The sequence below is a fragment of the Pseudomonas sp. LBUM1666 genome (assembly GCF_059695775.1).
The window spans coordinates 5,190,008-5,217,006 of sequence record NZ_CP166789.1; the positions used below are offsets into that span (position 1 = coordinate 5,190,008).

The following is a 26,999-nucleotide window of genomic DNA, read 5'->3' on the forward strand; positions in this document are numbered from 1 at the left end:
GTAATTACCGAGGGGCTCCACTGCCAAGCCTTGCAGTATAGGGCTTCTACGGCTGTGGCAAGTTGTCACAGAGCAATTCTTTGATAAATCGCACCCATAAAAAAACGCCCAGCTTCGCGAGGAAACTGGGCGTTCTTTTTGAACGTAAAAGCGAATTAACGCTTCGAGTACTGCGGACGCTTACGCGCTTTACGCAGACCAACTTTCTTACGTTCAACTTCACGTGCATCGCGAGTAACGAAGCCAGCTTTGCGCAGAGCGCCACGCAGGGTTTCGTCGTACTGCATCAGTGCGCGAGTGATACCGTGGCGGATTGCGCCAGCTTGACCACTTACACCACCACCGATCACGGTGACGTAGATGTCGAACTTCTCGACAGTCTCAGTCAGTTCCAGCGGCTGACGAACTACCATGCGGGCAGTTTCGCGGCCGAAGAAATTTTCCAGGGTGCGGTTGTTGATGGAGATGTTACCAGTACCCGGACGCAGGAAAACGCGTGCGGTTGCGGTCTTGCGACGGCCAGTGCCGTAATTTTGAGTCGCCGACATAATGAACTATTCCGTTAAAACTTCAGTTCTTGGGGCTGCTGAGCAGTATGAGGGTGTACAGCGCCCGCATAGACTTTCAGCTTACGATACATGTCGCGACCCAGCGGGTTCTTAGGCAGCATGCCTTTGACCGCGGTCTCGATCACGCGCTCAGGGGCTTTAGCGATCAGCTTTTCGAAGTTGATCGACTTGATGCCGCCCGGGAAACCGGAGTGGGAGTAGTAGATTTTGTCGGTGGTTTTAGCACCGGTTACACGAATCTGCTCGGCATTGATAACGACGATGTAATCGCCGGTGTCAACGTGAGGAGTGTACTCAGCTTTATGCTTGCCACGCAGACGGCTCGCGATTTCGGTGGCCAGACGACCCAGGGTCTGACCTGCAGCGTCGACGACAAACCAGTCGCGCTGTACTGTTTCCGGTTTAGCAGTAAAAGTTTTCATTCTTTATAGCCTCAGGGGCCGCCCTGTAAATTAGACGGCGGATCTTACTGAATAGTGCGTACTTTGACAAGTCAAAGGCAGCCGGATACAGACGCTTTCGGGGGCTCGGGTCGGCGCGTCCGTTCAACGGCAAGATTCTTCGGCGGCGGCGCATCACTTCCACTGCAGAAAGAGGTGCGCAATTATGCAGATTGCGAAAAATAATTCAACCTGCTTTTATGATTGTTTTGCTCAAGGAGCACCCGATGGACTATCGCCAGCTAGGCCGAACCAATCTGAACGTGAGTGCAATCTGCCTCGGCACCATGACCTGGGGCGAGCAAAACAGCGAGGCTGAAGCCTTCGCCCAGATTGAACGGGCCAAGAGCGCCGGGATCAATTTCATCGATACCGCCGAGATGTACCCGGTGCCGCCCAAGGCCGAAACCTACGCCACCACCGAGCGCTACATCGGCAATTACTTCAAAAGCCGTGGTGATCGCGCTGACTGGATTCTCGCGAGCAAGATCGCCGGCCCCGGCAACACCATCGATTACATCCGCGACAAAAACCTGCGGCACAACCGCCAGCACATCACCGAAGCTGTGGATGCCAGCCTCAAGCGCCTGCAAACCGACTACATCGACCTCTATCAACTGCACTGGCCGGAACGCAGCACCAATTTCTTCGGCCAACTGGGCTACAAACACCAGACAGAGGCCAATCTGACGCCACTGGAAGACACCCTCGAAGCGCTGGACGAACAGGTCAAGGCCGGCAAGATCCGCCACATCGGCCTGTCCAATGAAACGCCATGGGGCACCATGCGTTTCCTCGCCCTGGCCGAAGCCCGTGGCTGGCCACGCGCCGTGTCGATCCAGAACCCGTACAACCTGCTCAACCGCAGCTTCGAAGTCGGTCTGGCGGAAATCGCTATCCGCGAACAGTGCGGCTTGCTCGCCTATTCGCCGCTGGCGTTCGGTTTCCTGTCGGGCAAGTACGAAGGTGGCGCGCGTCCGCCTAAAGGTCGCCTGAGCCTCTACAGCCGCTTCAGCCGCTATTTCAACCCGCAGTCGGAAGCAGCGTGCAGTCGTTATGTGGCACTGGCGCGCGAACACGGCCTGGACCCGGCGCAAATGGCGTTGGCGTTTGTCACTCAGCAGCCATTTGTGACCAGCAACATCATCGGCGCGACGACGATGGAGCAGCTTGAAAGCAATTTAGCGAGCTTCGAGCTGAAACTATCCGATGAAGTGCTGGCGGGAATCGAGGCGATTCACAAGGATCACCCGAACCCGGCGCCTTGATCGATTCATAAACCCAATCGCGAGCAAGCTCGCTCCCACAGGTTTTGCGCAATCCCTGTGGGAGCGAGCTTGCTCGCGATGGCGGTCTAACAGTCACCGCAAGGTCAAAGCGACCGCGCAATAATCTCCTTCATGATTTCATTGGTGCCGGCATAAATCCGTTGCACCCGCGCATCCGCCCACGCCCGGGCGATCGGGTATTCCCACATGAAACCGTAGCCGCCATGCAACTGCACGCACTCGTCGAGCACCTTGCATTGCAGGTCAGTGCCCCAGTACTTGGCCATCGCCGCTGTCGGCACGTCGAGCTTGCCTTGCAGGTGCAGTTCCAGACAGCGATCGACGAAGACCCGACCAATCTGAATCTCGGTCGCCATCTCCGCCAGCTTGAAGCGGGTGTTCTGGAAGTCGGCGATCGCCTTGCCGAATGCCTTGCGCTCGCGGGTGTAATCCAGCGTCCATTGCAACGCAGCTTCAGCTGAAGCAAGCCCGCCGATGGCAACGGTAAGACGCTCTTGAGGCAATTCCTGCATCAGGTACGCGAAGCCCATCCCGGCCTGCCCCAACAGGTTCTCCTTGGGCACCCGAACGTCCTGGAAGAACAGTTCCGACGTGTCCTGAGCCTTCATGCCGACTTTTTCCAGACGCTTGCCCTTGGCGAAACCCGGGGTGTTGGCTTCCACCAGAAACAGGCTGGTGCCTTTCGCGCCCGCCTTCGGATCGGTCTTGGCCACGACAATCACCAGGTCAGCGAGAAAGCCGTTGGTGATGAACGTCTTCGAACCGTTGATCACATACTCGTCGCCATCGAGCACCGCGGTGGTTTTCACCCCTTGCAGGTCGGAACCGGCACCCGGCTCAGTCATGGCAATCGCCGTGACCATCTCGCCAGACACCAGTTTCGGCAGGTATTTGTGTTTCAGCGCTTCACTACCGTAATGCAGGATGTAAGGCGCGACGATGTCCGAATGCAGGGAAAAACCGATACCGGTCAGGCCGAGTCGACCGATCTCTTCGATCACCACCGCGCTGTAGAGAAAGTCCGCCCCCAGTCCACCGTACTCTTCCGGCAGATGCGAACACAGCATCCCCGCCTCGCCTGCCTTGTTCCAGAGTTTGCGGTCGATATAGCCTTGTTTTTCCCATTGCCCATGAAGCGGCACGGCCTCTTTTTCGAGGAACGTTCGCACGCTGTCGCGAAAAAGTTCGTGCTCGGAGCTGAACAAGGTTCTGGGGATCATGCGGCACCTGTCGTTATTGTTAGCCGGAATTGACCTTCAGAGACTATGCCTCGCATCCGACACAGGACACTGGACACATCAGACAAAAAATAAGACGATCCCGCCGTCTGGTGACCACTTTCCCCTATAAGAATAAAGTTGAATTATGTCTAACCAAGCCTCCACGCCCTTGCGGCGCGTCAGTATCCTGGCTATCGACCGGGTTTTCGCTTCCACCCTCATGCAAGCCAAGGATTTCTTCCACCTGGCCAGCCTGCGTTACGGCAAACAACTGGGCCAAGGCCTGACGCCGGCGTTCGAAACCCGCCTGGTCAGCCCCGACGGCAAGCCGGTGAACAGCTTCAGCGATGTGATCATGCCGGTGGACGGCGGCCTGGAAAACGCCGACATCATTGTCCTTCCAGCGTTCTGGGACGATTTCGACACCCTCTGCCAACGTTATCCACAGGTCCTGCCTTGGCTGCGCCAGCAACATGCTCGCGGTGCGGTACTTTGCGGCGAAGCCACCGGGGTGTTCTGGCTGGCCGAGGCCGGGCTGCTCGACGGCAAGGAAGCGACCACTTACTGGCGCTTCTTCAATGCGTTTGCCGAACGCTTCCCACGGGTTCAGCTCAATCAGGACAAGCACCTGACCGACGCCGACAACCTGTACTGCGCTGGCGGAACCACCTCGGCCTGCGACCTTTACATTTACCTGATCGAACGCTTCTGCGGCGCCAACGTGTCCCAGGCCGTGGCGCGGGACATTCTTTATGAAGTGCAGCGCAGCTACTCGCCAGGACGAATCGGTTTCGGCGGTCAGAAGCTGCACCAGGATGTGATCATCCTGCAGATCCAGCACTGGCTCGAAGAACACTTCGCCGACAAATTCCGCTTCGAAGACGTGGCTCGCGAACACGGCATGAGCATCCGCAACTTCATGCGGCGCTTCCAGACCGCCACCGGCGACAAGCCGCTGCATTACCTGCAGCGACTGCGTATCGAAACCGCCAAGGGCTTGCTGTCCGGCAGTCGCAAGAGCATCAAGACCATCAGCTATGAAGTCGGTTACGACGATGCGAGCTTCTTCGCGCGGTTGTTCCGCCAGCACACCGAGCTGTCGCCGAACCAGTATCGACAGCAGTTTCAGCAAGCTGCTTAATACTCAAATCCAACACACATCCCATGTGGGAGCGAGCCGGCTCCGGGCGGCGTTCCGACGATAGCGGTATCACATTAAACATTGATGTGACTGACACACCGCAATCGTCGGAACGCCGCCCGGAGCCGGCTCGCTCCCACAGGGGATTTTGGTGTGCCAGAGAGTTTCTACAACGCATAAAAAAAGGCCTGCAATGCAGGCCTTTTTTAATTTCCGAAATGTCCTATGGCTTATGCGCCCGGGACAGGAATTCGTGAGACTGCATTTCCAGCAGACGACTCAGGGTGCGCTGGAACTCGAAGTTCAGGCGACCGCCGGTGTAGAGGTCTTTGAGCTCGACTTCAGCTGAAATGATCAGCTTCACGTTGCGGTCGTAGAACTCGTCGACCATGTTGATAAAGCGTCGGGCAATGTCGTCGGTGGTGACGCTCATCTGCTCGACACCGCTGAGCAACACGGCGTGGAAGATCTTGCCCAGTTCGATGTAATCGTTCTGGCTGCGCGGGCCGTCGCAGAGTTCGCGGAAGTCGAACCAGGCCACGTCATCACACGTACGCAAGGCGCGAATTTCGCGGTTCTCGATCATCAACACATCGTTCTCGATGGCTGCCGTGCATTCCGGCGTCAGGGCGCGGAAGCTCTTGCGCAGGCTTTCGTGGGACGCTTCATCCAGCGGAAAGTGGAACAGCTCCGCTTGCTCAAGGTGACGCAGACGATAATCGACGCCGCTGTCGACGTTGACGATCTCGGTGTTCTGCTTGATCAGCGCAATCGCCGGCAGGAAGCGCGCACGTTGCAGGCCGTCCTTGTACAGACCGTCCGGCACGATGTTCGAGGTCGCGACCAGGGTCACGCCGTTCTTGAACAGCTCTTCCATCAGCGTGCCGAGGATCATCGCGTCGGTGATATCGGACACGAAGAACTCATCGAAACAAATCACCCGGGCTTCGTCAGAGAAACGCTTGGCGATGATGGTCAGCGGGTTTTTCTCGCCGCCGAGGGTCTTCATCTCTTCGTGCACGCGCTTCATGAAGCGGTGGAAGTGAGTGCGGACCTTTTCCTTGAACGGCAGCGCTTCGAAGAAGGTGTCGACCAGATAGGTCTTGCCACGGCCGACGCCGCCCCAGAAGTACAGACCCTTGACCGGTGCCGCGTCTTTCTTGCCAAACAGTTTGCCGAACAGACCCGGTTTGCTGTGCGAGGCTGCGACCAGATCGTCGTACAGGCGCTGCAAATGGCGCACCGCAGTTTCCTGCGCGGCGTCATGGAAGAATTCCGGGCGTTTCAGATCAGCTTGATATCGTTCTAGGGGCGTCATAATTCGTTAGCAAGGCAACAAAAACGGGCCGTCACTGTAGCGACGGCCCGTGGGAATGGCAATCGGCCCTTGGTCGGGCCGAGCCGCTGATTTATTCCTGAACCGGCGTCAGAGCAACCCGCAAGGTGTCGATGGCGACGTCGCGAGCGGCGTTGTCAACAAAAGTCGGGCTGTCGGCCACGCATTCGCCTTCCAGCCAGACGCTGAAACTGCGGTCTTCACTACGCACATCCAACGGTTGACCCGATTGCAACTGTTTGGTCACTTGACCTGCGGTTTTGCCGTCGGCGAAGTTACGCGACAACAACAGCTGCTCGCCATCGGCCGCCAGCAGACGGAAACGGAAGCTGCTGTCTTCTTCGCGGAAACTGACAAAACGCGCGGCTTTCGCGGCTTTCTTCTTGGTGGTGGTCGCGACCTGGGTCTGAGCGACGAAAGAGCGCAGGCCAACCGCTTCACGCAGCTCGTGAAGGAACGGTGTCGCCACCGAACGGGCCTTCTTGGCGCCGATCTGCAGGATGTCTTCCAGATCCGCCGGGCGTTCGATCAACTGGTGATAACGCTCGCGGGACTCACCCAGCTCGTTGTCCAGCAGCTGGAACAGACGATTCTTCGCCTCGCCCCAACCCAGGCCCTGCAACAATTCGCTGCGGAACTCGTCGGACTGCACCGGGGTAGCGAAGGCCTGGAACAAGGTGAACAGGTGCGAGTTATCCGGATCTTTCGCCTCGCCCGGCGCACGGGAGTCGGTGACGATCCGCGAAATCGCGTCCTTCATTTCCTTGGCGCTGCTGAACAATGGAATGGTGTTGTCGTAGCTCTTCGACATCTTGCGACCGTCGAGGCCTGGCAGCGTGGCGACGCTTTCTTCGATCAGCGCCTCGGGCATGGTGAAGAATTCTTTGCCCTGTCCGAACAGATGGTTGAAGCGCTGGCCGATGTCACGGGCCATTTCCACGTGCTGGATCTGGTCACGACCGACCGGCACCTTGTGGGCGTTGAACATCAGAATGTCCGCGGCCATCAGCACCGGGTAGCTGTACAAACCCATGGTGATGCCGGCGTCCGGGTCTTCGCCGGTTTCGACGTTCTTGTCCACCGAAGCCTTGTAGGCGTGGGCGCGGTTGAGCAGGCCCTTGGCGGCAACGCAGGTCAGCAGCCAGGTCAGCTCGGGGATTTCCGGGATGTCGGACTGGCGATAGAAGGTTACGCGGTCCACATCCAGCCCACCGGCCAGCCAGGTCGCGGCGATTTCCAGACGCGAGCGCTGGATGCGCAGCGGGTCATCGCATTTGATCAGGGCGTGGTAGTCAGCCAGGAAGTAGAACGAATCGGCATTGCTGTCACGGCTGGCGATGATCGCCGGGCGGATGGCACCAGCGTAGTTGCCCAGGTGCGGCGTGCCGGTGGTGGTGATGCCGGTGAGGATACGGGTACGAGTCGTCATGGGTAATCGCTTGTCAGACTGCAATCAATTCGAAAGACGCGGCAGGATCAGATCCTTGAGATCGGTCAGCTTGCCATGAAAAAAGTGTCCGCATTCTGCCACTTTCAGCAGCTCATGGGGGCGCTCGAGTTTCGAGGACCAGTCGTAGACAGCTTGCGGATCGATGACTTCGTCGGTTTCCGGCTGGATCAGGGTCAGCTCGCCTTGCTGCGGGAGTTGATCCTGGTCGCCCAGACGCATCACCGCGGGCGCGACCATGAACAGGTGCTTGAGCTGCTCACCCTTGGCTTCCAGACGTCCGCCGAGACTTGCGGCAACAAAACCGCCGAAGGAGAATCCGAACAGCGTCAGCGGCAACTCGGGGTGTTTGGCTCGTAGCCATTCGGCAACGGCTTGGGCGTCGTCGACTTCGCCGGTGCCCATATCGTGGGTGCCTTCGCTGGCACCCACGCCGCGATAGTTGAAACGCAAAGTAATCAAACCGGCGTCACGCGCAGTGCGCTGCAAGGTCGAGACGACTTTGTTGAGCATGGTGCCGCCCTGCACCGGGTTGGGGTGGCAGATCAGCACCAGGCCGCGGGGCTGGTCGTTGTCCAGGTAAAGAGCTTCCAGTTGGCCGACCGGGCCATCAATCACTACAGGGGTTTCGCGCATAAGCAAGGAAGGAACTCCGTGACCTCGAATCGGGTCGACTCGTCTAGCAAATTGTCTGTGCCAATCTATTGCGAGTGAATCGCGGTATACAGCGCAGGTTCGAGCCGTTAACGTAAAGCAAAGCCGTTTATAGAGGAAGGACTCGTGGAACACTCGCTCTTAGTTTGGTTGTTGCCGACTCTTGCCCTGGTTGTGGGTGTCGCCATAGGTTTCCTGATCGCTCGCCTGGTGCCGAATGCCGCTCCTAGCAGCACGCAACGTCAGCTGGATGACGTTCAGGAACGTTTCGACAGTTATCAGAACGAGGTGGTCACCCACTTCAACAGTACTGCAACACTGGTCAAGAAGCTGACTCAGAGCTATCAGGAAGTGCAGGATCACCTCGCCGAGGGTGCCAACCGCCTGGCCCTGGACGAGCAAACCCGCCAACGCCTGCTGGCCTCGCTGCACGCCGATGCGGCAGCCGCCCCACGGGAACGCCTGACGCCGCCGCGCAATCAGGAGCCGCCTCGCGACTACGCTCCCAAAGCCCCGAACGCGCCGGGCATGCTCGATGAGCATTACGGCCTGAAGAAATAATCAGGTTTCGCGCGATACAAAAAGCCTCCGGATGAGTGATTGTCCGGGGGCTTTTTAATTGCTGATGGTTTTTTGTTGCCTGCTCTGGCCCCATCGCGAGCAAGCTCGCTCCCACAGGGGAACGCATTCCAAATGTGGGAGCGAGCTTGCTCGCGATGGGGTCAGAGCTGTCGATACAAAAAAGCCCGCCCGATCTGTTGAGGATCGGGCGGGCTTTTTTACGCCTGGGGTTCAGTCAGGCAGTTAATGTTACTGCTGGGTCGGTTGCGAATACTGCTGACCCGGAATCGCCTTCAAATTGACCTCGACCCGGCGGTTCTGCGCCCGACCATTGGCATCACCGTTGCTGGCAATCGGGCTATCCGGCCCGGCACCGCGAGCCGACAGGTTGGCACCGCTCACGCCCTGAGACGTCAGGTAAGTCGCCACGCTCTGGGCGCGACGCTGGGACAGGTCCATGTTGTGCTGGCGGCTGCCGGTGCTGTCGGTGTAGCCAACGATCTCGATCTGGTTCTGGCTGAACTCCTTGAGCGAGCCCGCCAGGTTGTTCAGCGGCTGATAGAAACCCGACGCGATGTTCGCCGAATCGGTGGCGAAGGTGATGTTACCCGGCATGATCAGTTTGATCTGATCACCCTGGCGCTGCACTTCCACCCCGGTGTTGGCCATGCTGGCGCGCAGCTTTTTCTCTTGCTGGTCGGCGTAATAACCGTAACCGGCAGCGGAAGCACCCACCACCGCAGCGCCAATCAGCGCGCCCTTGCCACGGTTATCGTGACTGATGGCGGCGCCGGCCAGAGCACCGGCCAGAGCGCCGAGGCCACCGTATTTAGCGGTTTTGCTCATGCCCGTGGAACCACCGTCGGCCTGGCCCTGGTTGTCGTAAGGGTTAGGCGTGGCGCAGCCAGACAGCAAGGCCACAGCCGTAGCGACAATAATCAAACGCTGCTTGGTGAACATGAAGAGCTCCTACTTTTTGCATTCTGTGGTGCAACGGACTAAGGCATTAAACCTTTGCGGGCGTTGGATCATGTGGGATGAAAAAAATTCCGCGGTGCGTCTTCCCAACTGCAGAAATCACGCCCGCACAAAAGGGTTCTCGCGCATTTCATCACCCAGCCGTGTGTCCGGACCATGCCCGGTTACCACCGTCGCTTCTTCGTCGAGGGTGTACAGCCGCTGCTTGATCGACCGCACGATGGTCGCCTGATCGCCACCCCACAAATCCGTGCGCCCTACCCCGCGACGAAACAACGTGTCACCGGCAATCAGCAGCTTAGCCTCTGAAAACCAAAAGCTCATGGAGCCCGGCGTATGACCCGGCGTGTGCAACGCCACGCCGCAACCACAGGCCAGCTCTTCATCATCGGCCAGCCAGCGATCCGGCGGCGGCACCGGCGTGTAAGGCACACCGAACATCTGGCACTGCATCTCCAGGTTGTCCCACAAAAATTGATCTTCTTTATGCAGGTGCAGGGTTGCACCGGTTTTTTCCTTCAACTGACCGGAAGCCAGGAAGTGATCGAGGTGCGCATGGGTGTGAATGATGCTGACCACCTTCAAGCCCAGTGCGTCGAGCCGCGCGAGGATCAGTTCGTGATTACCGCCCGGATCGACCACGATGGCCTTTTTGGTGATCGGATCGCCGATGATCGTGCAGTTGCACTGCAAAGGGCCGACGGGAAAGGTTTCGCGGATGAGGGCTGTATTCGGGGTTTGCATAGGGTTAATCCTGGTGCCAAGGCTGGGTACTGCGGTTATGATCCGCAAAATTGATAGGTTATCCTCGCGCCGCGCCTAATTTGAAACAAGACGGCAGGAAGCCAATGCCTGGTTCAAACGACTCTTGAAGCATTTTTTGTAACGCTCAGCCCAAAAAGGATATTCCGTGCAAGAAGACTATCTCCTTCGTCAGGACATCAAAGGTATTGAAGCCCGGGCACAGGTCTGAACCATGCCTGAGATCCCGGAAGACTTCAGCTGTAAAACGACCTGCGCGTTTGTGGCAGGACGCTCGCACCTCGAGACTCAGATGCCTTGCCAGGACTATGTCGCGGCCAGAGAGTCCAACGAGGTGACCTGCATTTCATTTGCCGATGGGGCTGGCTCCAGAGCCAGATCCGACATCGGCGCCCAGGTAGCGGTCACTGCGACCCTGGCCTTTGTCTGCAAAAACTTTGAAAGCCTCTGGCAAAACATGGACAAACACAACGCGAAGGCAGCCCAGCGACTGGTTAATCGCTGCCTGGACGCGTTCAGACGCAAATCTGCAAAGCTTGGCGGCGATATCAACGACCTGGCCTGCACCTTGTCGTTCGTCGCTTACTCACGAGGCCGCTACCTGGCAGGCCACTTGGGCGATGGCGTCATCGCAAGCGTTGATGCGGACGGACAACTTCAGGCCCTTTCTCATCCAGAAAATAGCGAGTCGGCCAATACCGTCCCGTTGCTGACTGACCATAAAGCGGCGTCGCGGCTCAGGTTGTACCGTGGGCAAATCGAAGCCATCACTGGCTTCGCGATCATGAGCGACGGCACCGCAGAAAGCCTCTATGACAAATCCAGCGGAGTCCCCGCCCCGGCGATCCAAGAGCTGCTGGAGTGGAATGCAACGTTACCCAGAAAAAAAATGAGGGAAGTGTTGGGTGACAACCTGCAACAGTCCATTGCCAGTAAAACCGAAGATGACTGCTCCATAGGCTTACTGTCGATCCTGAAGCACTCCATCGACGTGGGGCAGACATCCGGAGTGACTGTCTCAGAGGATAAATGACCGAAAACCTCTGATCGCAAGGCCCAACTTGTTTCGGAGGTCTTCAAACGGCGATTACTGCAATACACCCAACTCTTTCGCCCTGGCGACCGCTTGCGTGCGCCGTTCAACCCCAAGCTTGCTGTTGATATGGCTGGCATGGGTTTTCACCGTGTGCAGCGAAATAAACAACTGATCGCTGATCTCCTGATTCGAACAGCCTTGGGCGATCAGGCGCAGGACAGCCATTTCCCGCGTACTGAGTTGTTCCGCGGCGGCAGATGACTCCACTGCGGGACGGGCTGCCACTGTCGGAAGTTGTTCTGTAAGGCTTTGTGAAACGGGCGTCGGCGCACCGAGTTGAAGTTGGCTACGCAGCCAGTCCGGATGTTCAGCCAATAACCTGTCAAACGGTTGCAGCACTCCACCGGCCGCCGCTTCCAGCGCCTGACTCAGGGCCTTGCGGGCCTCGGGTTCGCGTCCGCACCCCAGCAATAACGTCACTTTCTGAGTCAGTGCCATCACGCTGAGCAGCTGCCTGCCCGTTTGCTGCCCATGCTCAAGCAACGCGCTCAATCGTCCTTCGGCCAGCATCGGCTGCCCTTGAATAACCTCCAGCAAGGCCTGCTGCAACTCGATATGCAGTGGCAGTTGCGGATGGAACTCCGGAGGGGCTGCCGCGTGTTCGCCGTTGTAGGTCTGCCCCAATCGAGCGAGCCAGGCTTCGGCCAGGTCGGTACGACCCTGAGACAGCCAGAGTTCACATTTGACCAGGGTGATCATCGCCAGGTAGTAGATTGGTGGCACGTCCCAGATGTGCATCAGGCGCTCGGCTTCGGCGAGTTCAGCGAAGGCTTTGGCGAATTCGCCGCTGATGCCCTCAAGCCTGGCGATCACGCAGTGGCCGATCAATACGCTGATATCGCGACAGGCGCGTGCTTCATTCAAACCGGCTTGCAAGCGTGCCCGCGCGGCTTGGGGCTGCAAGCGCAGGGCTAACAAAAAGCCTTCGTACAAGGTCAATCGGGCGCGTACGGCATACAGCCGTTGCGGGGATAACCCTTGCAGGCGTTGCAGCCCCTGACGCACTTCATCCAGCGCACGAAGGATTTCCCCTCGCGCTTGCAGCACGCGAGCGCGGTCGTAATGGGCCAGCGCTTCGAACAGCGGGTTGCCGACCCGTTGCGCCAACTCCAGAGACTCACGGTTCAACCCGCGGGCACGCCACAAGTCGCCGTCGGCAATGGCCAGGTTGGACAGGGTCGAGAGGCACATCAGGCGTTGCCCGTAGCGTTTGGCGGGCAGGCTCTCCTGCGCTTCGGTGCAATAAAGCAGCGTCAGCTCGCGATTGCCGCGTCCGCGGGCGATGATCCCGCTCAGGGCCAGCCATTGCGCCAGCATGGATTTCTGCGCAGTGGCCGACGGGGCCGGCAGGAAGCGGCTCAAATGACTGGCCAGCTCCTCGGCGGCGTCCAGCTGACAAGCCAGCCCCAATGCCCAGCTGTACAGCACGATCAGCCGTGGCGTGCTGACCAGCAGGCTGTCGGGCAAGTCCATTTTCCAGCGCAGCAACATGCCGACGTTCTGTTCGGCCAACAGTTGTTCTTCGGAGAGGTTCTGCACCAGGTTCGCCGCGACGTCCAGGTGCCCGGCGCGCAATGCCTGCTCCACCGCTTCATCGAGTAGCCCCTGGGCATTGAACCAGCGACAGGCGCGCAGGTGCAGGCTGGCCGCCGGTACCATCGCCTGAGCCGTAGGCCGGGTGCGCAACAGGTCGGAAAACAAGTGGTGGTAGCGATACCAGTGGCCGTTTTCATCCAGTGGCACCAGAAACACCTGGTGGGCCAGCAGAAAACGCAGGATCTCGGCACTGTCATGGGCTTCGCGAACGGCATCGCACAGTTCGCTGCAAAAGCGTTCCTGAGGTGCGGTGTCGTAAAGGAATGACTGCACCTCGGCGGGCAGACAATCGATGACTTCTTCCAGCAGATAATCGCGGATCAGCCCTTCCCCGCCATGCAAGGCCTGCGGCAAAGCACCCTGAGAGCCCGCTTCAGACGCCGCCAACAGCCAGAAACGCAGCCCGGCAACCCAACCTTCGCTGCGCTGGATGAGACTCTCCAGCGCTTCGCCGCGCAAGGAACTGCTGTGCCGATCAAGCAGGGTCAGGGCTTCATCGTGAGTCAGGCGCAAGTCCTGTTCATTCAACTCGAGCAGTTGCCGCGATAGCCGCAGGCGCGCCAGATGCCAGTCCGGACGCTGCCGACTGGTGACCATGACCAGCAAGCCGTCTGGCAGGTGATTGAGGAAAAATTGCAGGCAGCGATCGAGAACCGGGCCCTGCGCCAGATGGTAGTCATCAAGCACCAACAGCAGAGGCGTACTCGCAGACAGGTGTACGGCCAACTCATCGAGCAAACCGTCCAGCCATTCTTCAAAGGCAAACGGCTGGTGCCGCTGGCGCATTTTCAGCAGGCCGAGGGACTTGCTGCCCAGTTGCGGAAAAAAGTCCTGGAGGCCTTCGAGCAACCGCTCAAGAAAACGTCCGGGATCGCTGTCTCGTGGACTCAACCCCAGCCACAGACTTTGCCAGTGAGCCGGCAAGCCCTGACAGAACTCCACCGCCAACGAACTCTTGCCAAACCCCGCCGGTGCGCTGACCAGCAACAACCTGCCACCGAGGCCCGCACTCAGGCGCTCGCACAAACGAGGCCGCAGCACATGGCCGTCAGGCAACGGAGGCCGAAAAAAACGCCCGTCCAGTGCCGCGACGGCAACGCTTGCAGGGCCCGGGTGTGGGGACAGATCAGTCATGGCCGGCTCTTGTTTGAATGGCGGTTGGCGGCGTTGCAGATGTCCGCAGCCTAGCGGTAAACGAAGAGGGAATGAAGGTTATTGCTACAAATGGCTACAAAAAGAATACAAGCAGAAGTGTCGAGCAAACCCGACAGTCACACCGCCCTCGTAGCAGCTGTCGAGCTTGCGAGGCTGCGTCCGGCTGCGAAGCAGTCGTAAAACCTGAATGCAAGGTTGCCCTGAAACACCGCAGCGTCTGACCTCACGCCTGCTTCGCAGCCGGACGCAGCCTCGCAAGCTCGACAGCTGCTACAACGATCGTTATGAAATTCAAAAAAAACGCCCCGAACCAGTCGGGGCGTTTCTCGAGGATGCGGCCTCTGTTCAGGGCAGCTTAGCGAACACCATCCTGGCGCAGAGCGGCCGGAGTGAAGTCGCTGGTGGTGGCGGTGAAGCCGAAGTCATACGCCGATTTCTCTTCGTTCTTCATGCCCAGCGCCAGGTAGCGGCCCGATTGCAGGTCGTACAAGGTTTCCAGGGTGTACCACGGCACTTGAACGTTGTAGTAATTCTGGGAGTGAGCTTCCGCCACACGCCACAGTTGATTGCGACCGTCGTAGTGGTCGATCACGGCCGCTTGCCAGGTGTCTTCGTCGATGTAGAAGTCACGCTTGGCATAGATGTGACGCTGACCTTCCTTCAAGGTAGCCACAACATGCCAGACCCGGCGCAGCTCGTAACGAGCCAGGTCCTGGTTGATGTGACCGGCCTTGATGATGTCGTCGTACTTGAGTTGCGGCGAGTCGAGTTTGTAGCTGTCGGAGGCGATGTACATCTCTTTCTTGCCTTCGAGTTTCCAGTCGTAACGATCCGGTGCACCGTTGTACATGTCCAGGTTGTCGGAGGTACGCAGGCCATCGGCGGCGGTACCCGGCCCGTCATAGGACACTTGTGGTGCGCGACGCACACGACGCTGACCGGCGTTGTAGACCCACGCCGAACGTGGCTCTTTCACCTGGTCGAGGGTTTCGTGCACCAGCAGCACACCACCGGCCAGACGTGCCGGCGCGGTCACTTTCTGCTTGAAGTAGAACAGGATGTTGCCCGGGTTCGCCGGATCGTAATCCTTCATCTTGTCGCGGAACACGAACTGGTCCTGGAAGTACACCAGGCTGTACGAACCGTTCGGCTGCGGCGTGGCCTGGGTCACCAGACGAGTCACGCTGCCACCGCGATAGCGGGTGATGTGGTTCCAGATGACTTCGACGCCGGTCTTCGGAATCGGGAATGGAACTGCGGTTTCGAAGTTCTCCAGACCGTTGCCGCCGGATACCAGGTTAGTGGCGGTGGCGTTTTTCTTGATGGAGGCAAACACGGCATCCGGCACGGTCGCGCCGCGATGGGACGGGTAGACCGGCATTTTGAAGGTTTCCGGGTAGCGCTTGAACATCGCGTACTGGCCCGGTGCGAGTTTTTCCTTGTACTGGTCGACGTTCTGCGCGGTGATGGTGAACAGTGGTTTTTCACTGGCGAACGGGTCGGACAGGAAACCTTTGCCATCCACGTTGCCGGCGTTTTTCGCCATCGGTTTCCAGGCTGGGATCGATCCGTCAGCGTTGCCTGCCATCTCGGCACCCATCGGGGTCAGGCTCTTGCCCAGTTTGTCCGCTTCGGCCGCAGGGACCGCCGCCATGACGCCGGTCGCCAGCAGCGAAAGCCCCAGAACACCGACGTGGAACAGACTCTTTGTTATTTTCATAGGTGTGTTCGTCCTGATAATGCAGTGCTTAGAAGTTCACGCCGAAGCTGAGCGCAACGAAATCGCGGTCATCAACGGTGGTGTACTTGCCATCAAAGAAGTTGGTGTAAGCCAGGCTCGCGGTGTAGGTGTTCTGGTACTCGGCATCGACGCCCAGGCTCACCGCTTTGCGACCTTCCTCGAAGTTGCCGCCAGGGCCAGGCGAGTAGCCTTCCACGTCATGAGACCAGGCCACGTTCGGCTTGAGGTTCACACCGGCGAATACGTCGTTGTATTCCCAGATGGCACGACCACGGTAGCCCCAGGAGTTTGCGGTGGTGAACCCGTCGTTTTCGCAGTAGCGACTCACGTTGTTTTGTGGTCCGCCTGCCAGGGTACCGGTGTTCAATGCCACGCACTGACCACTTGGCAATGGACCAGGGCCGTAGCTCGGGTCACGGCCGTAACGCGCTTTGTTAGTGCTTTCCAGACCACCAACGTGAGTAAAGCCGACCTCGCCCACCAGGGTCAGTCGCTCAGCGCCCATCACCTGGTCGAAGAAGTGAGTAAGGGTCGTCTGGAGCTGGGTGACTTCCTTGCGGCGATAGCCTTTTTGATCCGCCCCTGGCGTACCCTGGAGTACGGAAACGTTAGGGTTCAGAGGTGTCAGACCGGAAAAGAGAATGTCGGTGGTGTTGAGCTGAACCGGAGCATTCGGCCGGTAGCTGACTTCACCACTCCACGCAGTACCTGTCGGTAACGTCGTAGAGAAGCTCAAGCCATACAGGCGAATATCTTCAGGGTACTCGACGTAGTAGCTGGAGTTACCGGCCACATTCAATGGCAACAAGGTCGGTGCCAGGTTACGCGCGACAGCGAGAGGAACACCCCTGGCCACCAGCGACCCCACCAGGCCCGCCGCGCTGTAAGCGCTCGCCGGAGCACCTTGGCCGCTGAAAATCGGCGCACGGCTGTGGTAGTTCATGAAGTAGGCGCCGAACTCGGTGTCCAGCGGATCGAACATGTATTTGAAGGACACGCCAAATTGACCGCTGTCACGGGCATCGCGATCCGGGCCGCGACGAACGATTACGCCTTCATCCGGGTCACCCCAGTTCACGCCCCTGGCAGCCAGGGTGTTGATGGTGGCATTACGCAGCGAAGCCGGCAGCCCTGCAGACGTCAGTGCGCTGTTGAGTCCGTTACGGGTGCGCAGTACGGCCAGGTTGTTGTCGCAGCCATCCGAAATCACGTCCGGTTGCGAGAAGAAGGTGCCGCAGTTGTCGGTAACGGTCTGGTCCCATTCGAGCTGGTAGAAGGCTTCGGTCGAGAGGTTCTCGGTGAGGCTCTGGGACACGTAGAACATGTTGACCGGGATCAGGCCTTCCTTGATCTCGGCACCGGGGCGACGGAACGCGGACACGTCGATCGGGTTGATCGAGTTGATGCCGCCGCCGATGAAGGTACTTTCACCCCAACTCACTACTTGCTTGCCCAGACGCACGGAGCCCGGCTGATCGGCAACGGAATAGTTGTGGTAGACAAAGGCGTCGAGTATCTGGCCGCCGGAGGACTTGGCGCCTTCCTTGCGGTTGCTGTCGCTGATGTCCTTGAACGGACGGCTTTCGTCCTTGAGTTCGAAGTCGTACCAGTATTTGCCACGGACGAAAACGCCGGTATCGCCATATTTCAGTTCAAGGTCATGGATGCCCTTGAAGATCTTGGAGAACGTTTCGCCGCTCTTGAAGTTCAGGTGACCGTCGTCGGAAGTCTGGGACAGGCCACGGCCGCCGTTGTTGACGCCGATAAGGTTCTCGTTGGCACTTTCAGTCGACCAACTGGCACCGATCGACAGGGACGAGTCGAACTGACCTTCGATTTCACCAACGTTGAAACTGACGCCGAATGCTGGCCCGGCGAGCGTAGAGGCAAGACTGACCGCCAGGGGCAGTTTAGCCCGGCGCCAGAACTGGTTTACTGATGTCATCGACGCTACTCCATGTGCATTATTGTTATGGCAGTGAGCACTTCTAAAAACGCTGTGGATGACTGGGAGCCAAGGTGTCCCTAAGTCATGCCAAAGTTGCATCGCCCCGGTTTGTGCGTTTGCTCCGTTCTTAAAAATCCTTGAGCGGACTATAGCCAGCAGGTAGTACTGCTTGATCCCTCTAAAGTGTGATTTGCAGCTGCCAGCCACTCTGGAACAGTCCTTTGCCAAGCCGACGCCCGTCGGCACGGCAAGGATGGCTGAAATTTCAGATTTGACAAGCCAAGCGCTTGCTTGGTGGGGCTGGCGTGCCCTTTTGGGCACGCCAAGTGACGCTTAAAGCGTCGAGAGGAAGGTGCTGTTGTTGGCTTGCCATTCGGTGATGTCGACGCGAATACGCTTCTTGTCGAGTTTGCCGACACTGGTCTTGGGAATTTCAGTAACAAGGGCGATCTGGCTCGGGATGGCCCACTTGCTCAGGTGCCCCAGTTCCACGAACGGTTTGAGGTGCTCCTTCAGTTCTTTGGCCCCGATCTCATGGCCTTCGCGGACCACCAGCAGTGCGAACGGACGTTCGCCCCACTGCGGATCGGCGATGCCCACAACTGCTACTTCGCGTACCGCAGGGTGGCGGCTGATCAAGTCTTCAAGGTCCAGGGAGGAGATCCACTCGCCGCCGGTCTTGATCACGTCTTTGATCCGGTCGCGAATGTCGATCACACCCATGCTGTCCAGGGTCGCTACGTCACCGGTGTGCAGCCAGCCCCCGGCCCAGAGCTCGGCGCCCTTTTGCGGTTCGTTGAAATAACCTTCGGTGAGCCACGGCGCACGCAGCACCAGTTCGCCTTGGGTCTCGCCATCGGCGGGCAGGAAGTTGCCGTCGGTATCAACGATCGCCGCTTCCACCAATGGCCCCGGCACACCGGCCTTGATCCGATACGTGGTGCGTTCGTCTTCGGTGCCGGCCATCAGCTCATCGTTGAGGTGCGCGCACGAGATCAGCGGTCCGGTTTCCGACATGCCGTAAGCGGCGGTCAGCTGAATGCCATTGGCCTTGGCGGCTTCGTACAACGTGCGGTTCAACGCACTGCCGCCGATGACGATTTTCCAGCCACCGAAATCCGTGCCTTGCGCCGCTTTGGAATTGAGGACCATTTGCAGGATGGTCGGCACGCAATGGGAAAAGGTGACCTTCTCCTTGCGCCACAGCTCCACCAGATATTCAGGGTCATAGCGACCGGGATAAACCTGCTTGAGCCCGAGCATGGTCGCCACATACGGCAAGCCCCAGGCGTGCACATGGAACATCGGGGTGATCGGCATGTAAACGTCGTTGGTGCCCAGCAACCGCACGCTGTCGATGGCGCCCATGATGGTCGACACGCCCATGGTGTGCAGCACCAGTTGCCGATGGGTGAAGTACACGCCTTTGGGATTACCGGTGGTGCCGGTGGTGTAGAACGTAGTTGCGACCGAGTTTTCGTCGAAATCCTGGAAGTCGTACTGCGTACTCGCCGCCGCCAGCAACTGCTCGTACTCGCCGATGAGGTTCGGCAAGTCGGCGGTTTTTTCCGGCAGGTCAGTCAACAGCAGGGTTTTCTCGACGGTGGTCAGTTGCCCGGCAATCGCGTTGTAAAGCCCCACGAACTCGCTGTTGACCAGCACAAAACGGTCCTCGGCGTGGTTCATGGTGTAGAGGATCTGTTCCGGTGACAGGCGCACGTTAATGGTGTGGATCACCGCGCCAATCATCGGGATGGCGAACATGCATTCCAGATAACGATGGCTGTCCCAGTCCATCACCGCCACGGTATCCCCGGCCTTGACGCCGGCCGCCGTCAGCACGTTGGCCAGCCTTGCGACCCGTTCGATCAGGGTCGGATAGCTGTAGCGCAACTGGTCGCGGTAAATGATCTCGCGGGTTTTTTCATAACGAGCGCCGGACATCAGCAGCCGTTTAATCAGCAGCGGATACTGGTAAGCGCCTTCGGCTGGAGGGATAACGCGAGTCTGCAACATAAGAGTCCCTTTTCTGACTGCACGGTCGTGGCTGAAAGTAAGCACTTTAGTGCTCTTGGACGCCAGCCAAATCAGCCAAAGGGATGATTTGCAGAGCCGGGCATGATGCTAGCTTTGCGCCAGCATCTGCGGATATTTCTTATCCATGACTCGTAGCGCGATCAATGCATCTCGGTAAACGCGAGTTTCACACCGATGGCGATCAATACCGCGCCCATGGTCCGATCGAACCAGTGGCCCATCCGGGCAAAACCTGCGCGCACGCGCTGCTGGCTGAACAGCATCGCCACCAGGCAGAACCACACAGCGGTGGCCACCGCGAGGTAGATGCCGTAGCCCGCCTGTACCGTCAGCGGCGTGTGCGGATTGATCACCACGGTGAACAGCGAAAGGAAGAACAGCGTCGCTTTCGGGTTCAGACCGTTGGTCACGAAACCCGAAGTGAAAGCGCCGCGAGCAGTGCGCTCGCCCGCTTCCTTGTGCAGATCGTCAGCCGCAGGTTGGGCCGGCTGCGCTCGCAAGGCCTTGAAGCCGATGTACAGCAGGTACGCGGCGGCCGCCCATTTCAGGGCATTAAACAACACGATCGACTGGGACACGATCAGGCCAATGCCGAGCAACGAATAGCCGACGTGCAGGAAAATGGCCGTGCCGACACCTAGCGCCGTCCAGGTGCCAGCGCGACGACCATGGGTCACGCTCTCACGCACCACCACGGCAAAGTCCGGGCCTGGGCTGGCCACGGCCAGCAAGTGAATCAGGGCAACGGTCAAAAACTCTGTCCAGTACATGGGGTTTCCTTTTGGCCAAGCGTAACTGTTTGTTTCATCTGGTAGGCTCGGCAGATTACGCCTTCAGTTCATTGCACAAAAGGTACAGTTGATGACGAACACTCACCGCGCCGTTTTCCTCGACCATCCGTCCCTGGACCTGGGCGATCTCGACCTCAGCCCGCTACAAGAGTGTTTCAGCGACTTACAGCTTTTCGCCCAGACCACGCCGGACCAGGTGATCGAACGCCTCAAGGGCGCCACCGTTGCCATCAGCAACAAAATCCTGATCGACGCCGCCGCCATCGCTGCCAGCCCCGAGCTGAAGCTGATCCTGATTACCGCCACCGGCACCAACAACGTTGACCTCGCCGCCGCCCGCGCCCACGGCATTACCGTCTGCAACTGCCAGGGTTACGGCACGCCGTCGGTGGCGCAGCACACGATCATGCTGCTGCTCAATCTGGCAACGCGCCTGGCCGATTATCAAAAGGCTGTCGGCGAAGGTCGCTGGCAGCAGGCGAAACAGTTCTGCCTGCTGGATTACCCGATTGTCGAACTGGAAGGCAAAACCCTCGGCCTGCTCGGTCACGGCGAACTGGGCGGCGCGGTCGCACGACTGGCCGAAGCCTTTGGCATGCGTGTATTGCTCGGTCAGATTCCCGGACGCCCTGCCCGGCCGGATCGTTTGCCACTGGATGAGTTGCTGCCGCAGATCGATGCGCTGACCCTGCACTGCCCGCTCAACGAACACACCCGCCACTTCATCGGAGCCCGTGAGCTGGCCTCGATGAAACCCGGTGCGTTCGTGGTCAACACCGCACGCGGTGGCTTGATCGACGAACAGGCGCTGGCCGATGCCTTGCGCAACGGTCACCTGGGTGGCGCGGCCACCGACGTGTTGAGCGTCGAGCCGCCGACCGCCGGCAATCCGCTGCTGGCCCATGACATTCCCCGGTTGATTGTCACCCCGCACAACGCCTGGGGCAGTCGCGAGGCACGCCAGCGAATCGTGGGCCAGTTGACCGAAAACGCTCAGGGATACTTCAGTGGTAAAGCGCTGCGGGTCGTCAGTTGATAGACTGCGGCACTTTTTTTCACAGGAGCAGAGTATGGATCCGCGCAGTGAAGTACTGCTTCGTCAGGCCGAGTTATTCCAGGGTTCGGTGCTGCTGGCCGGTTTGCCCGCCGACGACCTGCTGGGCCGTCTGCCCGACGCTCATGGCTGGTGCTGGCATGCCGGCGATCAAGCAGCGCTGGACGCCCGCTTCGCCGAGCGCAGCCATTTCGGTGTGACTGTAACGGAGCGCGGGTTCGACACCGCCGTGGTGTTTCTGCCCAAGTCCAAGGACCTGACCGACTACATCCTCAACGCCCTCGCCTCTAAACTGGCCGGTCGTGAACTGTATCTGGTGGGTGAAAAACGCAGCGGCATCGAAGGCGCAGCCAAGCAACTGAACCCCTTTGGCAAACCGCGCAAGCTCGACAGCGCGCGGCATTGCCAGCTGTGGCAGGTTACCGTGGCCACTGCGCCAGAAGCCAAGTCGCTGGAAAGCCTGGCCCAGACTTATGAGTTGCCGCTGGCCGAAGGTCCGTTGAAAGTCATCAGTCTGCCGGGCGTGTTCAGCCACGGTCGGCTGGATCGCGGCAGCGCACTGTTGCTGGAGCATCTGGACAAATTGCCGAGCGGCCATTTGCTGGACTTCGGTTGCGGTGCCGGGGTGTTGGGAGCAGCGGTGAAACGTCGCTATCCACACAACCAGGTCACCTTGCTTGATGTGGATGCGTTTGCGGCTGCCAGTAGTCGCCTGACATTGGCTGCCAACGGTCTGGAAGCTGATGTGATTACCGGTGACGGCATCGACGCCGCACCGATGGGTTTGAGTGCAATTCTGAGCAACCCACCGTTCCATGTCGGGGTTCACACCGATTACTTCGCCACCGAGAACTTGCTGCGAAAAGCAGCCAAACATCTGAAAAACGGTGGCGAACTGCGTTTGGTAGCAAACAGCTTCCTTAAGTATCAGCCGCTGATCGAAGAGCATCTGGGCGTATGTGCGATCAAGGCTGAAGGACAGGGTTTCAGAATCTATCGGGCCAAACGCGGGTAAAAAATTAGTGCTTGCCGAATAGATTCTGCCTAGGCAAAATCCGCTCCGTCCTAGGGGAGTAGTCTCCCACGAGCGCCATGCTCGTCCGGCATACGTCAACATACTTGGTCAACAGACCATGGCGTATGCGACCCAAGCGTCCGCATCAGACGGATCGCAGGGTTTGACAAGACCTATGACACGAACACCTTACCCGGGGCGGGAAGGCTGTACGTGTCATAGCCGTGTCGACCCGCCCCTTAGGAAAACCCTGATGCTGGATTCACTTCTCGTTCCCACCGCAATCGTTGCCTTGGCCGAAATCGGCGACAAGACGCAACTGCTCGCGCTCATTCTCGCCGCTCGCTTTCGCAAGCCCTGGCCGATCATCGCCGGTATCGTCGCTGCAACCCTGGCCAACCACGCGGCCGCCGGCGCGGTAGGTGCCTGGGTCGGTAGTTTCTTCTCGAATGCGACGCTGCACTGGATCCTCGCCGCGAGCTTCACCGCGACCGCATTGTGGACCCTGGTGCCGGACAAGATGGATGACGACGAAGCCAGCACCGCCCGCAAGTTCGGACCGTTCCTGACCACGCTAATCGCATTTTTCCTTGCAGAGATGGGTGACAAGACTCAAGTCGCCACGGTGATGCTCGCTGCGCAATACCCGGAACTGTGGCTGGTGATTATCGGCACTACCGTCGGGATGTTGATTGCCAACGTGCCGGTGGTTTTGGCGGGTAACTTTGCCGCGGATAAATTGCCGTTGACCTTGATCCGTCGCCTGGCGGCGTCGGCGTTCTTCATCCTCGCCATTGTCGCGGTGTACAAGGCGATGCAGAGCAGTGGTTGGGTTTGACGCGGTAGGTCAGTCACACCGCGTCATCGTTCTTCGCGAGCAGGCTCGCTCCCACATTGATCTCCAGTGGACACAAAATTTGCAAACAATGGAGATCCAGTGTGGGAGCGAGCCTGCTCGCGAAGGCGTGAGCAGCCGCGCTACATGACTATCAGGATTTCCTGGCTTTCTCGTACAGCGGCATGACTTTCGGGATCGCCGCCTGCAACGAAGCAATACGACTCGACGACGCCGGGTGAGTGCTCATGAACTCCGGCGACGAACCTTCCGAGGCCTTGGTCATCTTGTTCCACAGGGTGATCGCGGCGTTCGGGTTGTAACCGGCGCGAGCGGCCAGTTCCAGGCCGATCAGGTCCGCCTCGTTTTCATTGGCGCGACTGTTGGGCAAGGTCATGCCGTAGTTGGCCACGGTATCCGCCAACGCCAGGCTGCCCTGACCCAGACCGAACAAGGCACCGGCGCCCTGCTTGGCCATTTCGATGCCGTAAGCCTTGGACATCGCTTCACGACCATGCTCGCGCAGGGCGTGGGCGATTTCGTGGCCCATGATCGCCGCGATCTCATCGTCGGTCAGTTGCAGGCTGTCGATCAGCCCCGTGTAGAAAATGATCTTGCCGCCAGGCCCGCAGTTGGCGTTGAGTTCGTCGCTCTTGATCAGGTTGACTTCCCATTTCCATTGGGCCGAATCCGGACGGAAAACCGGCGCCTGGGCAATCAGCCGGTCGGCAATCGCCTGGACACGTTTGGCCTCGTTACTGGTCTTGTCCAGCACGCCTTTGGTGTTCGCCTCGCCGACAGTCTTTTGATAAGACTGGGCGTACATCTGGTTGACCTCGTCGGTCGACAACATGCTGAACATGTACTGCTTGCGCTCAACGCCCACCGCGCCACCGCTGGTGGTATTGACCGACTGACAACCGGCGAGCAGCAGACCTGCGCTCAGTGCACACACAACCAATGTCTTGTTCATCAAAAATCTCCCTGAAACATGCGGCGTATCCTAGGCGGTGAATTGTATCGGCGCCAGATACAACGGACGTGCAGCACGCACTAATTCATTTACGACATCAAACATTCCAAAACAGCCAATTCGCCAAACTCCGCTCATGGCCATCGACACCCCGCCGATACAGCACCGCAGACGTCCTCTTGCGTGCGGAGCACCCATGAAATTCAAGTCGATCCAGTTTTCCGTGGCGGCCCTCGCCGGCGCCATCGTTCTTAGTGTCGTGGCAGCCCTGGTGCTCTACGCGTTGTTTTCCGGCGCACGGACACAAGACATGGTCCAGCAGCGGACCCAGGCACAATTCGAGCAAGTCATCGAACAACGCCTGACGTCACTGGCGCAAACCCAGGTCAGCCAGATCCAGCGCGAGCTCGAAGCGCCACTGCTGATTGCCGGCGGACTGGTGCGAGTCAACGCATTAATCGGCACACCGGGCGCCGATGGACAGCCGCAGCTGAGCCTCAGTCGTGAGCAGTTAATCAGCCTGATCAAGGAAAACGTCACCAAGAACCCGAAAATTCTCGGTACCTACATCGGCTGGGAAAAAAACGCCCTCGATCACAACGACGCGGCCTACGTCGACACCCAGGTGGTCGGCATCGACGCCAGCAACGGCCGCTTCCTGCCGTGGTGGTTCCGCAACGAAGACGGCAGCCTGGGCCTGGACAAACTGGTGGACGTCGACGACCAGAAAACCCTGTCCACCGGCGTACGCGCCAGCGAGTACTACCTGTGCTCGAAAGAAACCAAAAAATCCTGCGTGATCGATCCGGCGCCCTACAAAGTCGGCGACAAGATCGTCATGCTCGCCTCCTTTATAGAACCGATCATGCTCAACGGGGCCTTCCAGGGCATCGTCGGCGCCGACTTGTCGGTGAACTTCATTCAGGAAATGCTCCTCGGCGCGAATCAGAAGTTGTACAGCGGCGCTGGTGAAATGGCCCTGATTGGCGGCAACAGCCGGATCGTTGCCTACACCAAGGACCCGAGCAAATTCGGCGAGAAGGTCAGCGACATCCTCGACAGCCAGCAGATCGCCAACATGGCCAATCTCAAGCGCGGCGAAGTCACCTACACCGTCGACAAGGTCCAGGGCCGGATCGAGTTGTACCTGCCGTTCGGCATCGGCCAGACCGACGCTCGCTGGACCCTCATGCTGCAACTGCCGCTGAACGCGGTGATGGCCGACCTGCAAAAACTTCAGGGCGATCTGGACGCCCAGCGCAAGTCCGACACCTTCGGCATGGCCATGGTCGGCTTGTTGATTGCCGGTATCGGCTTGCTGGTGATCTGGCTGGTGGGCCACGGCATTGCCCGGCCGCTGAAGCAGATGGTTGCCATGCTCGACGACATCGCTCAGGGCGAAGGTGACCTGACTCGACGCCTGACCAGCGACCGCGCCGACGAATTGGGCTCCATCGCCAAAGGCTTCAACACCTTCCTGGCCAAGTTGCAGGTGATGATCACCCAGGTGGTGACTTCGGTGCAGAGCGTCAGTGATTCGTCGGAACACACCGCCGACATCGCCATCCGCACCAACATCGGCGTGCACAAGCAAATGGCCGAGATTGATCAAGTCGCCACTGCGGTGCATGAAATGACAGCGACCGCTCAGGACGTGGCGCGCAACGCGACTCAGGCTGCGCAAGCCGCCAGCCATGCCGATCAAGCAGCGGCGCAGGGCATGCAAATCGTGCGGGACACGTCGAACTCGATTGGCGTGCTGGCGATAGAAATCGGTAAGGCAGTCAGCGTGGTGCAAACCTTGGCCAAGGACAGCGAGAACATCAATGCGATCCTGACGGCAATTCGCGGAATCGCCGAACAGACCAACCTGCTGGCCTTGAACGCGGCCATCGAAGCGGCCCGCGCCGGCGAACAGGGACGCGGTTTTGCGGTGGTGGCCGATGAAGTGCGCAACCTGGCGCAGAAGACTCAGAAAGCCACTGAAGAAATTCAGACCATGATCCAGCAGTTGCAACAAGGCACCCGCGATGTGGTGCGGGTCATGGAGGACAGTCAGAGCCGCACCGATGAAAGCGTGCAGCATGCGGCGAAAGCAGCCGAGGCGCTGGAGACGATTACTCAGGCGGTGTCAGTGATCAACGACATGAACACCCAGATTGCCAGTGCGGCCGAGGAACAGAGTGCGGTGGCTGACGACATTAATCGGAACGTGATCAACATCGGGCAAGTGGCCAATGAAGTGGCGGGCGGGGCGGATGAGTCGAGTGCGGCGAGTGCGGATCTGACCAAGTTGGCTGAGCAGCAGCGGCGGTTGATCAATCAGTTCAAGGTCTAAAGCGCCCCCTCACCCTAACCCTC

At 59.0% G+C, this 26,999-nt stretch carries 22 protein-coding genes and 1 riboswitch; of the genes, 8 read left to right on the forward strand and 14 right to left on the reverse strand.

Going from position 1 to position 26,999, the window contains the following annotated elements; translation table 11 throughout:
• Positions 1-155: 155 nt before the first annotated feature.
• A complete protein-coding gene (gene rpsI / locus ACA056_RS23875) occupies positions 156-548 on the reverse strand; it encodes a 30S ribosomal protein S9 (RefSeq protein WP_003216038.1) in 393 nt (130 codons plus the stop codon).
• Positions 549-562: 14 nt separating this feature from the next.
• Positions 563-991, reverse strand: a complete 429-nt coding sequence (gene rplM / locus ACA056_RS23880) for a 50S ribosomal protein L13 (protein ID WP_007905295.1) — start codon at positions 989-991, stop codon at positions 563-565.
• A 245-nt stretch (positions 992-1,236) separates the two neighbouring features.
• On the opposite strand from rplM, the gene ACA056_RS23885 reads away from it, so the two are divergent.
• Positions 1,237-2,277 (forward strand): NADP(H)-dependent aldo-keto reductase, encoded by a 1,041-nt coding sequence (locus ACA056_RS23885; RefSeq protein WP_497268237.1) that lies wholly within the window; start codon positions 1,237-1,239, stop codon positions 2,275-2,277.
• Between the two features lie 104 nt (positions 2,278-2,381).
• On the opposite strand, the gene ACA056_RS23890 is transcribed toward ACA056_RS23885, so the two are convergent.
• Positions 2,382-3,518 carry an acyl-CoA dehydrogenase family protein gene (locus tag ACA056_RS23890; RefSeq protein ID WP_150659111.1) on the reverse strand — a complete coding sequence of 379 codons (1,137 nt, stop codon included), beginning with the start codon at positions 3,516-3,518 and terminating at the stop codon, positions 2,382-2,384.
• A 244-nt stretch (positions 3,519-3,762) separates the two neighbouring features.
• Here ACA056_RS23890 and ACA056_RS23895 point away from each other — a divergent pair, with 244 nt between their 5' ends.
• Positions 3,763-4,659 carry a GlxA family transcriptional regulator gene (locus tag ACA056_RS23895; RefSeq protein ID WP_173860460.1) on the forward strand — a complete coding sequence of 299 codons (897 nt, stop codon included), beginning with the start codon at positions 3,763-3,765 and terminating at the stop codon, positions 4,657-4,659.
• Positions 4,660-4,882: 223 nt separating this feature from the next.
• Here ACA056_RS23895 and zapE read toward each other — a convergent pair whose 3' ends face one another.
• From zapE to ACA056_RS23910, 3 genes are all read right to left on the reverse strand, one after another.
• A complete protein-coding gene (gene zapE, locus ACA056_RS23900; protein ID WP_046053405.1) occupies positions 4,883-5,977 on the reverse strand; it encodes a cell division protein ZapE in 1,095 nt (364 codons plus the stop codon).
• 91 nt (positions 5,978-6,068) lie between these two features.
• Positions 6,069-7,424: a tryptophan--tRNA ligase gene (locus tag ACA056_RS23905; RefSeq protein WP_497268240.1), complete on the reverse strand. Its 1,356-nt coding sequence runs from the start codon at positions 7,422-7,424 to the stop codon at positions 6,069-6,071.
• Positions 7,425-7,448: 24 nt separating this feature from the next.
• A complete protein-coding gene (locus ACA056_RS23910; protein WP_497268242.1) occupies positions 7,449-8,078 on the reverse strand; it encodes an alpha/beta hydrolase in 630 nt (209 codons plus the stop codon).
• A gap of 144 nt (positions 8,079-8,222) precedes the next feature.
• Here ACA056_RS23910 and ACA056_RS23915 point away from each other — a divergent pair, with 144 nt between their 5' ends.
• A complete protein-coding gene (locus ACA056_RS23915) occupies positions 8,223-8,657 on the forward strand; it encodes a Z-ring associated ZapG family protein (protein ID WP_123365671.1) in 435 nt (144 codons plus the stop codon).
• A 249-nt stretch (positions 8,658-8,906) separates the two neighbouring features.
• Here the strand turns inward: ACA056_RS23915 and ACA056_RS23920 are convergent, their stop codons facing one another.
• Both ACA056_RS23920 and ACA056_RS23925 read right to left on the reverse strand, forming a co-directional pair.
• The gene (locus tag ACA056_RS23920; RefSeq protein WP_497268244.1) at positions 8,907-9,617 is read right to left on the reverse strand and encodes a YiaD family glycine zipper/OmpA-like lipoprotein; all 711 of its coding nucleotides are present in this window, start codon (positions 9,615-9,617) and stop codon (positions 8,907-8,909) included.
• 117 nt (positions 9,618-9,734) lie between these two features.
• On the reverse strand, positions 9,735-10,379 hold the full coding sequence (locus ACA056_RS23925) for an MBL fold metallo-hydrolase (RefSeq protein WP_046048274.1): 645 nt from the start codon (positions 10,377-10,379) through the stop codon (positions 9,735-9,737).
• A gap of 232 nt (positions 10,380-10,611) precedes the next feature.
• Here ACA056_RS23925 and ACA056_RS23930 point away from each other — a divergent pair, with 232 nt between their 5' ends.
• Positions 10,612-11,430, forward strand: coding sequence for a PP2C family serine/threonine-protein phosphatase (locus ACA056_RS23930; RefSeq protein WP_497268246.1), 819 nt, complete (start codon positions 10,612-10,614; stop codon positions 11,428-11,430).
• Positions 11,431-11,484: 54 nt separating this feature from the next.
• On the opposite strand, the gene ACA056_RS23935 is transcribed toward ACA056_RS23930, so the two are convergent.
• The 5 genes from ACA056_RS23935 to ACA056_RS23955 all read right to left on the reverse strand — a co-directional run bounded on the left by ACA056_RS23935 (position 11,485) and on the right by ACA056_RS23955 (position 20,740).
• Positions 11,485-14,223: a winged helix-turn-helix domain-containing protein gene (locus tag ACA056_RS23935; protein ID WP_497268248.1), complete on the reverse strand. Its 2,739-nt coding sequence runs from the start codon at positions 14,221-14,223 to the stop codon at positions 11,485-11,487.
• 376 nt (positions 14,224-14,599) lie between these two features.
• Positions 14,600-15,964: a DUF1329 domain-containing protein gene (locus tag ACA056_RS23940; protein ID WP_497268250.1), complete on the reverse strand. Its 1,365-nt coding sequence runs from the start codon at positions 15,962-15,964 to the stop codon at positions 14,600-14,602.
• A 28-nt stretch (positions 15,965-15,992) separates the two neighbouring features.
• Entirely contained in the window at positions 15,993-17,930 is a 1,938-nt protein-coding gene (locus ACA056_RS23945; protein ID WP_497268252.1) for a DUF1302 domain-containing protein, read from the reverse strand.
• A gap of 336 nt (positions 17,931-18,266) precedes the next feature.
• The gene (locus ACA056_RS23950) at positions 18,267-19,949 is read right to left on the reverse strand and encodes a fatty acid--CoA ligase (RefSeq protein WP_497268254.1); all 1,683 of its coding nucleotides are present in this window, start codon (positions 19,947-19,949) and stop codon (positions 18,267-18,269) included.
• Positions 19,950-20,110: 161 nt separating this feature from the next.
• A complete protein-coding gene (locus ACA056_RS23955; protein ID WP_134102683.1) occupies positions 20,111-20,740 on the reverse strand; it encodes a LysE family transporter in 630 nt (209 codons plus the stop codon).
• A gap of 91 nt (positions 20,741-20,831) precedes the next feature.
• Between ACA056_RS23955 and ACA056_RS23960 the strand changes: the two genes are divergently transcribed.
• The 3 genes from ACA056_RS23960 to ACA056_RS23970 all read left to right on the forward strand — a co-directional run bounded on the left by ACA056_RS23960 (position 20,832) and on the right by ACA056_RS23970 (position 23,668).
• Positions 20,832-21,797 (forward strand): 2-hydroxyacid dehydrogenase, encoded by a 966-nt coding sequence (locus tag ACA056_RS23960; protein ID WP_415759174.1) that lies wholly within the window; start codon positions 20,832-20,834, stop codon positions 21,795-21,797.
• A gap of 34 nt (positions 21,798-21,831) precedes the next feature.
• Positions 21,832-22,830 carry a methyltransferase gene (locus tag ACA056_RS23965; RefSeq protein ID WP_497268257.1) on the forward strand — a complete coding sequence of 333 codons (999 nt, stop codon included), beginning with the start codon at positions 21,832-21,834 and terminating at the stop codon, positions 22,828-22,830.
• A 40-nt stretch (positions 22,831-22,870) separates the two neighbouring features.
• Positions 22,871-22,995: riboswitch (yybP-ykoY riboswitch) on the forward strand.
• Between the two features lie 88 nt (positions 22,996-23,083).
• A complete protein-coding gene (locus tag ACA056_RS23970) occupies positions 23,084-23,668 on the forward strand; it encodes a TMEM165/GDT1 family protein (protein WP_102615272.1) in 585 nt (194 codons plus the stop codon).
• A 151-nt stretch (positions 23,669-23,819) separates the two neighbouring features.
• Here ACA056_RS23970 and ACA056_RS23975 read toward each other — a convergent pair whose 3' ends face one another.
• A complete protein-coding gene (locus ACA056_RS23975) occupies positions 23,820-24,638 on the reverse strand; it encodes a M48 family metallopeptidase (RefSeq protein WP_497268259.1) in 819 nt (272 codons plus the stop codon).
• 196 nt (positions 24,639-24,834) lie between these two features.
• Between ACA056_RS23975 and ACA056_RS23980 the strand changes: the two genes are divergently transcribed.
• The gene (locus tag ACA056_RS23980; RefSeq protein WP_497268261.1) at positions 24,835-26,976 is read left to right on the forward strand and encodes a methyl-accepting chemotaxis protein; all 2,142 of its coding nucleotides are present in this window, start codon (positions 24,835-24,837) and stop codon (positions 26,974-26,976) included.
• Positions 26,977-26,999: the final 23 nt, after the last annotated feature.

Excerpts from the sequence above, each read along its gene's own strand:
- rpsI (WP_003216038.1), bottom strand. The coding sequence starts at position 548 with ATGTCGGCGACTCAAAATTACGGCACTGGCCGTCGCAAGACCGCAACC.
- rplM (WP_007905295.1), bottom strand. The coding sequence starts at position 991 with ATGAAAACTTTTACTGCTAAACCGGAAACAGTACAGCGCGACTGGTTT.
- ACA056_RS23885 (WP_497268237.1), top strand. The coding sequence starts at position 1,237 with ATGGACTATCGCCAGCTAGGCCGAACCAATCTGAACGTGAGTGCAATC.
- ACA056_RS23890 (WP_150659111.1), bottom strand. The coding sequence starts at position 3,518 with ATGATCCCCAGAACCTTGTTCAGCTCCGAGCACGAACTTTTTCGCGAC.
- zapE (WP_046053405.1), bottom strand. The coding sequence starts at position 5,977 with ATGACGCCCCTAGAACGATATCAAGCTGATCTGAAACGCCCGGAATTC.
- ACA056_RS23905 (WP_497268240.1), bottom strand. The coding sequence starts at position 7,424 with ATGACGACTCGTACCCGTATCCTCACCGGCATCACCACCACCGGCACG.
- ACA056_RS23910 (WP_497268242.1), bottom strand. The coding sequence starts at position 8,078 with ATGCGCGAAACCCCTGTAGTGATTGATGGCCCGGTCGGCCAACTGGAA.
- ACA056_RS23920 (WP_497268244.1), bottom strand. The coding sequence starts at position 9,617 with ATGTTCACCAAGCAGCGTTTGATTATTGTCGCTACGGCTGTGGCCTTG.
- ACA056_RS23925 (WP_046048274.1), bottom strand. The coding sequence starts at position 10,379 with ATGCAAACCCCGAATACAGCCCTCATCCGCGAAACCTTTCCCGTCGGC.
- ACA056_RS23930 (WP_497268246.1), top strand. The coding sequence starts at position 10,612 with ATGCCTGAGATCCCGGAAGACTTCAGCTGTAAAACGACCTGCGCGTTT.
- ACA056_RS23935 (WP_497268248.1), bottom strand. The coding sequence starts at position 14,223 with ATGACTGATCTGTCCCCACACCCGGGCCCTGCAAGCGTTGCCGTCGCG.
- ACA056_RS23940 (WP_497268250.1), bottom strand. The coding sequence starts at position 15,964 with ATGAAAATAACAAAGAGTCTGTTCCACGTCGGTGTTCTGGGGCTTTCG.
- ACA056_RS23945 (WP_497268252.1), bottom strand. The coding sequence starts at position 17,930 with ATGACATCAGTAAACCAGTTCTGGCGCCGGGCTAAACTGCCCCTGGCG.
- ACA056_RS23950 (WP_497268254.1), bottom strand. The coding sequence starts at position 19,949 with ATGTTGCAGACTCGCGTTATCCCTCCAGCCGAAGGCGCTTACCAGTAT.
- ACA056_RS23955 (WP_134102683.1), bottom strand. The coding sequence starts at position 20,740 with ATGTACTGGACAGAGTTTTTGACCGTTGCCCTGATTCACTTGCTGGCC.
- ACA056_RS23960 (WP_415759174.1), top strand. The coding sequence starts at position 20,832 with ATGACGAACACTCACCGCGCCGTTTTCCTCGACCATCCGTCCCTGGAC.
- ACA056_RS23965 (WP_497268257.1), top strand. The coding sequence starts at position 21,832 with ATGGATCCGCGCAGTGAAGTACTGCTTCGTCAGGCCGAGTTATTCCAG.
- ACA056_RS23970 (WP_102615272.1), top strand. The coding sequence starts at position 23,084 with ATGCTGGATTCACTTCTCGTTCCCACCGCAATCGTTGCCTTGGCCGAA.
- ACA056_RS23975 (WP_497268259.1), bottom strand. The coding sequence starts at position 24,638 with ATGAACAAGACATTGGTTGTGTGTGCACTGAGCGCAGGTCTGCTGCTC.
- ACA056_RS23980 (WP_497268261.1), top strand. The coding sequence starts at position 24,835 with ATGAAATTCAAGTCGATCCAGTTTTCCGTGGCGGCCCTCGCCGGCGCC.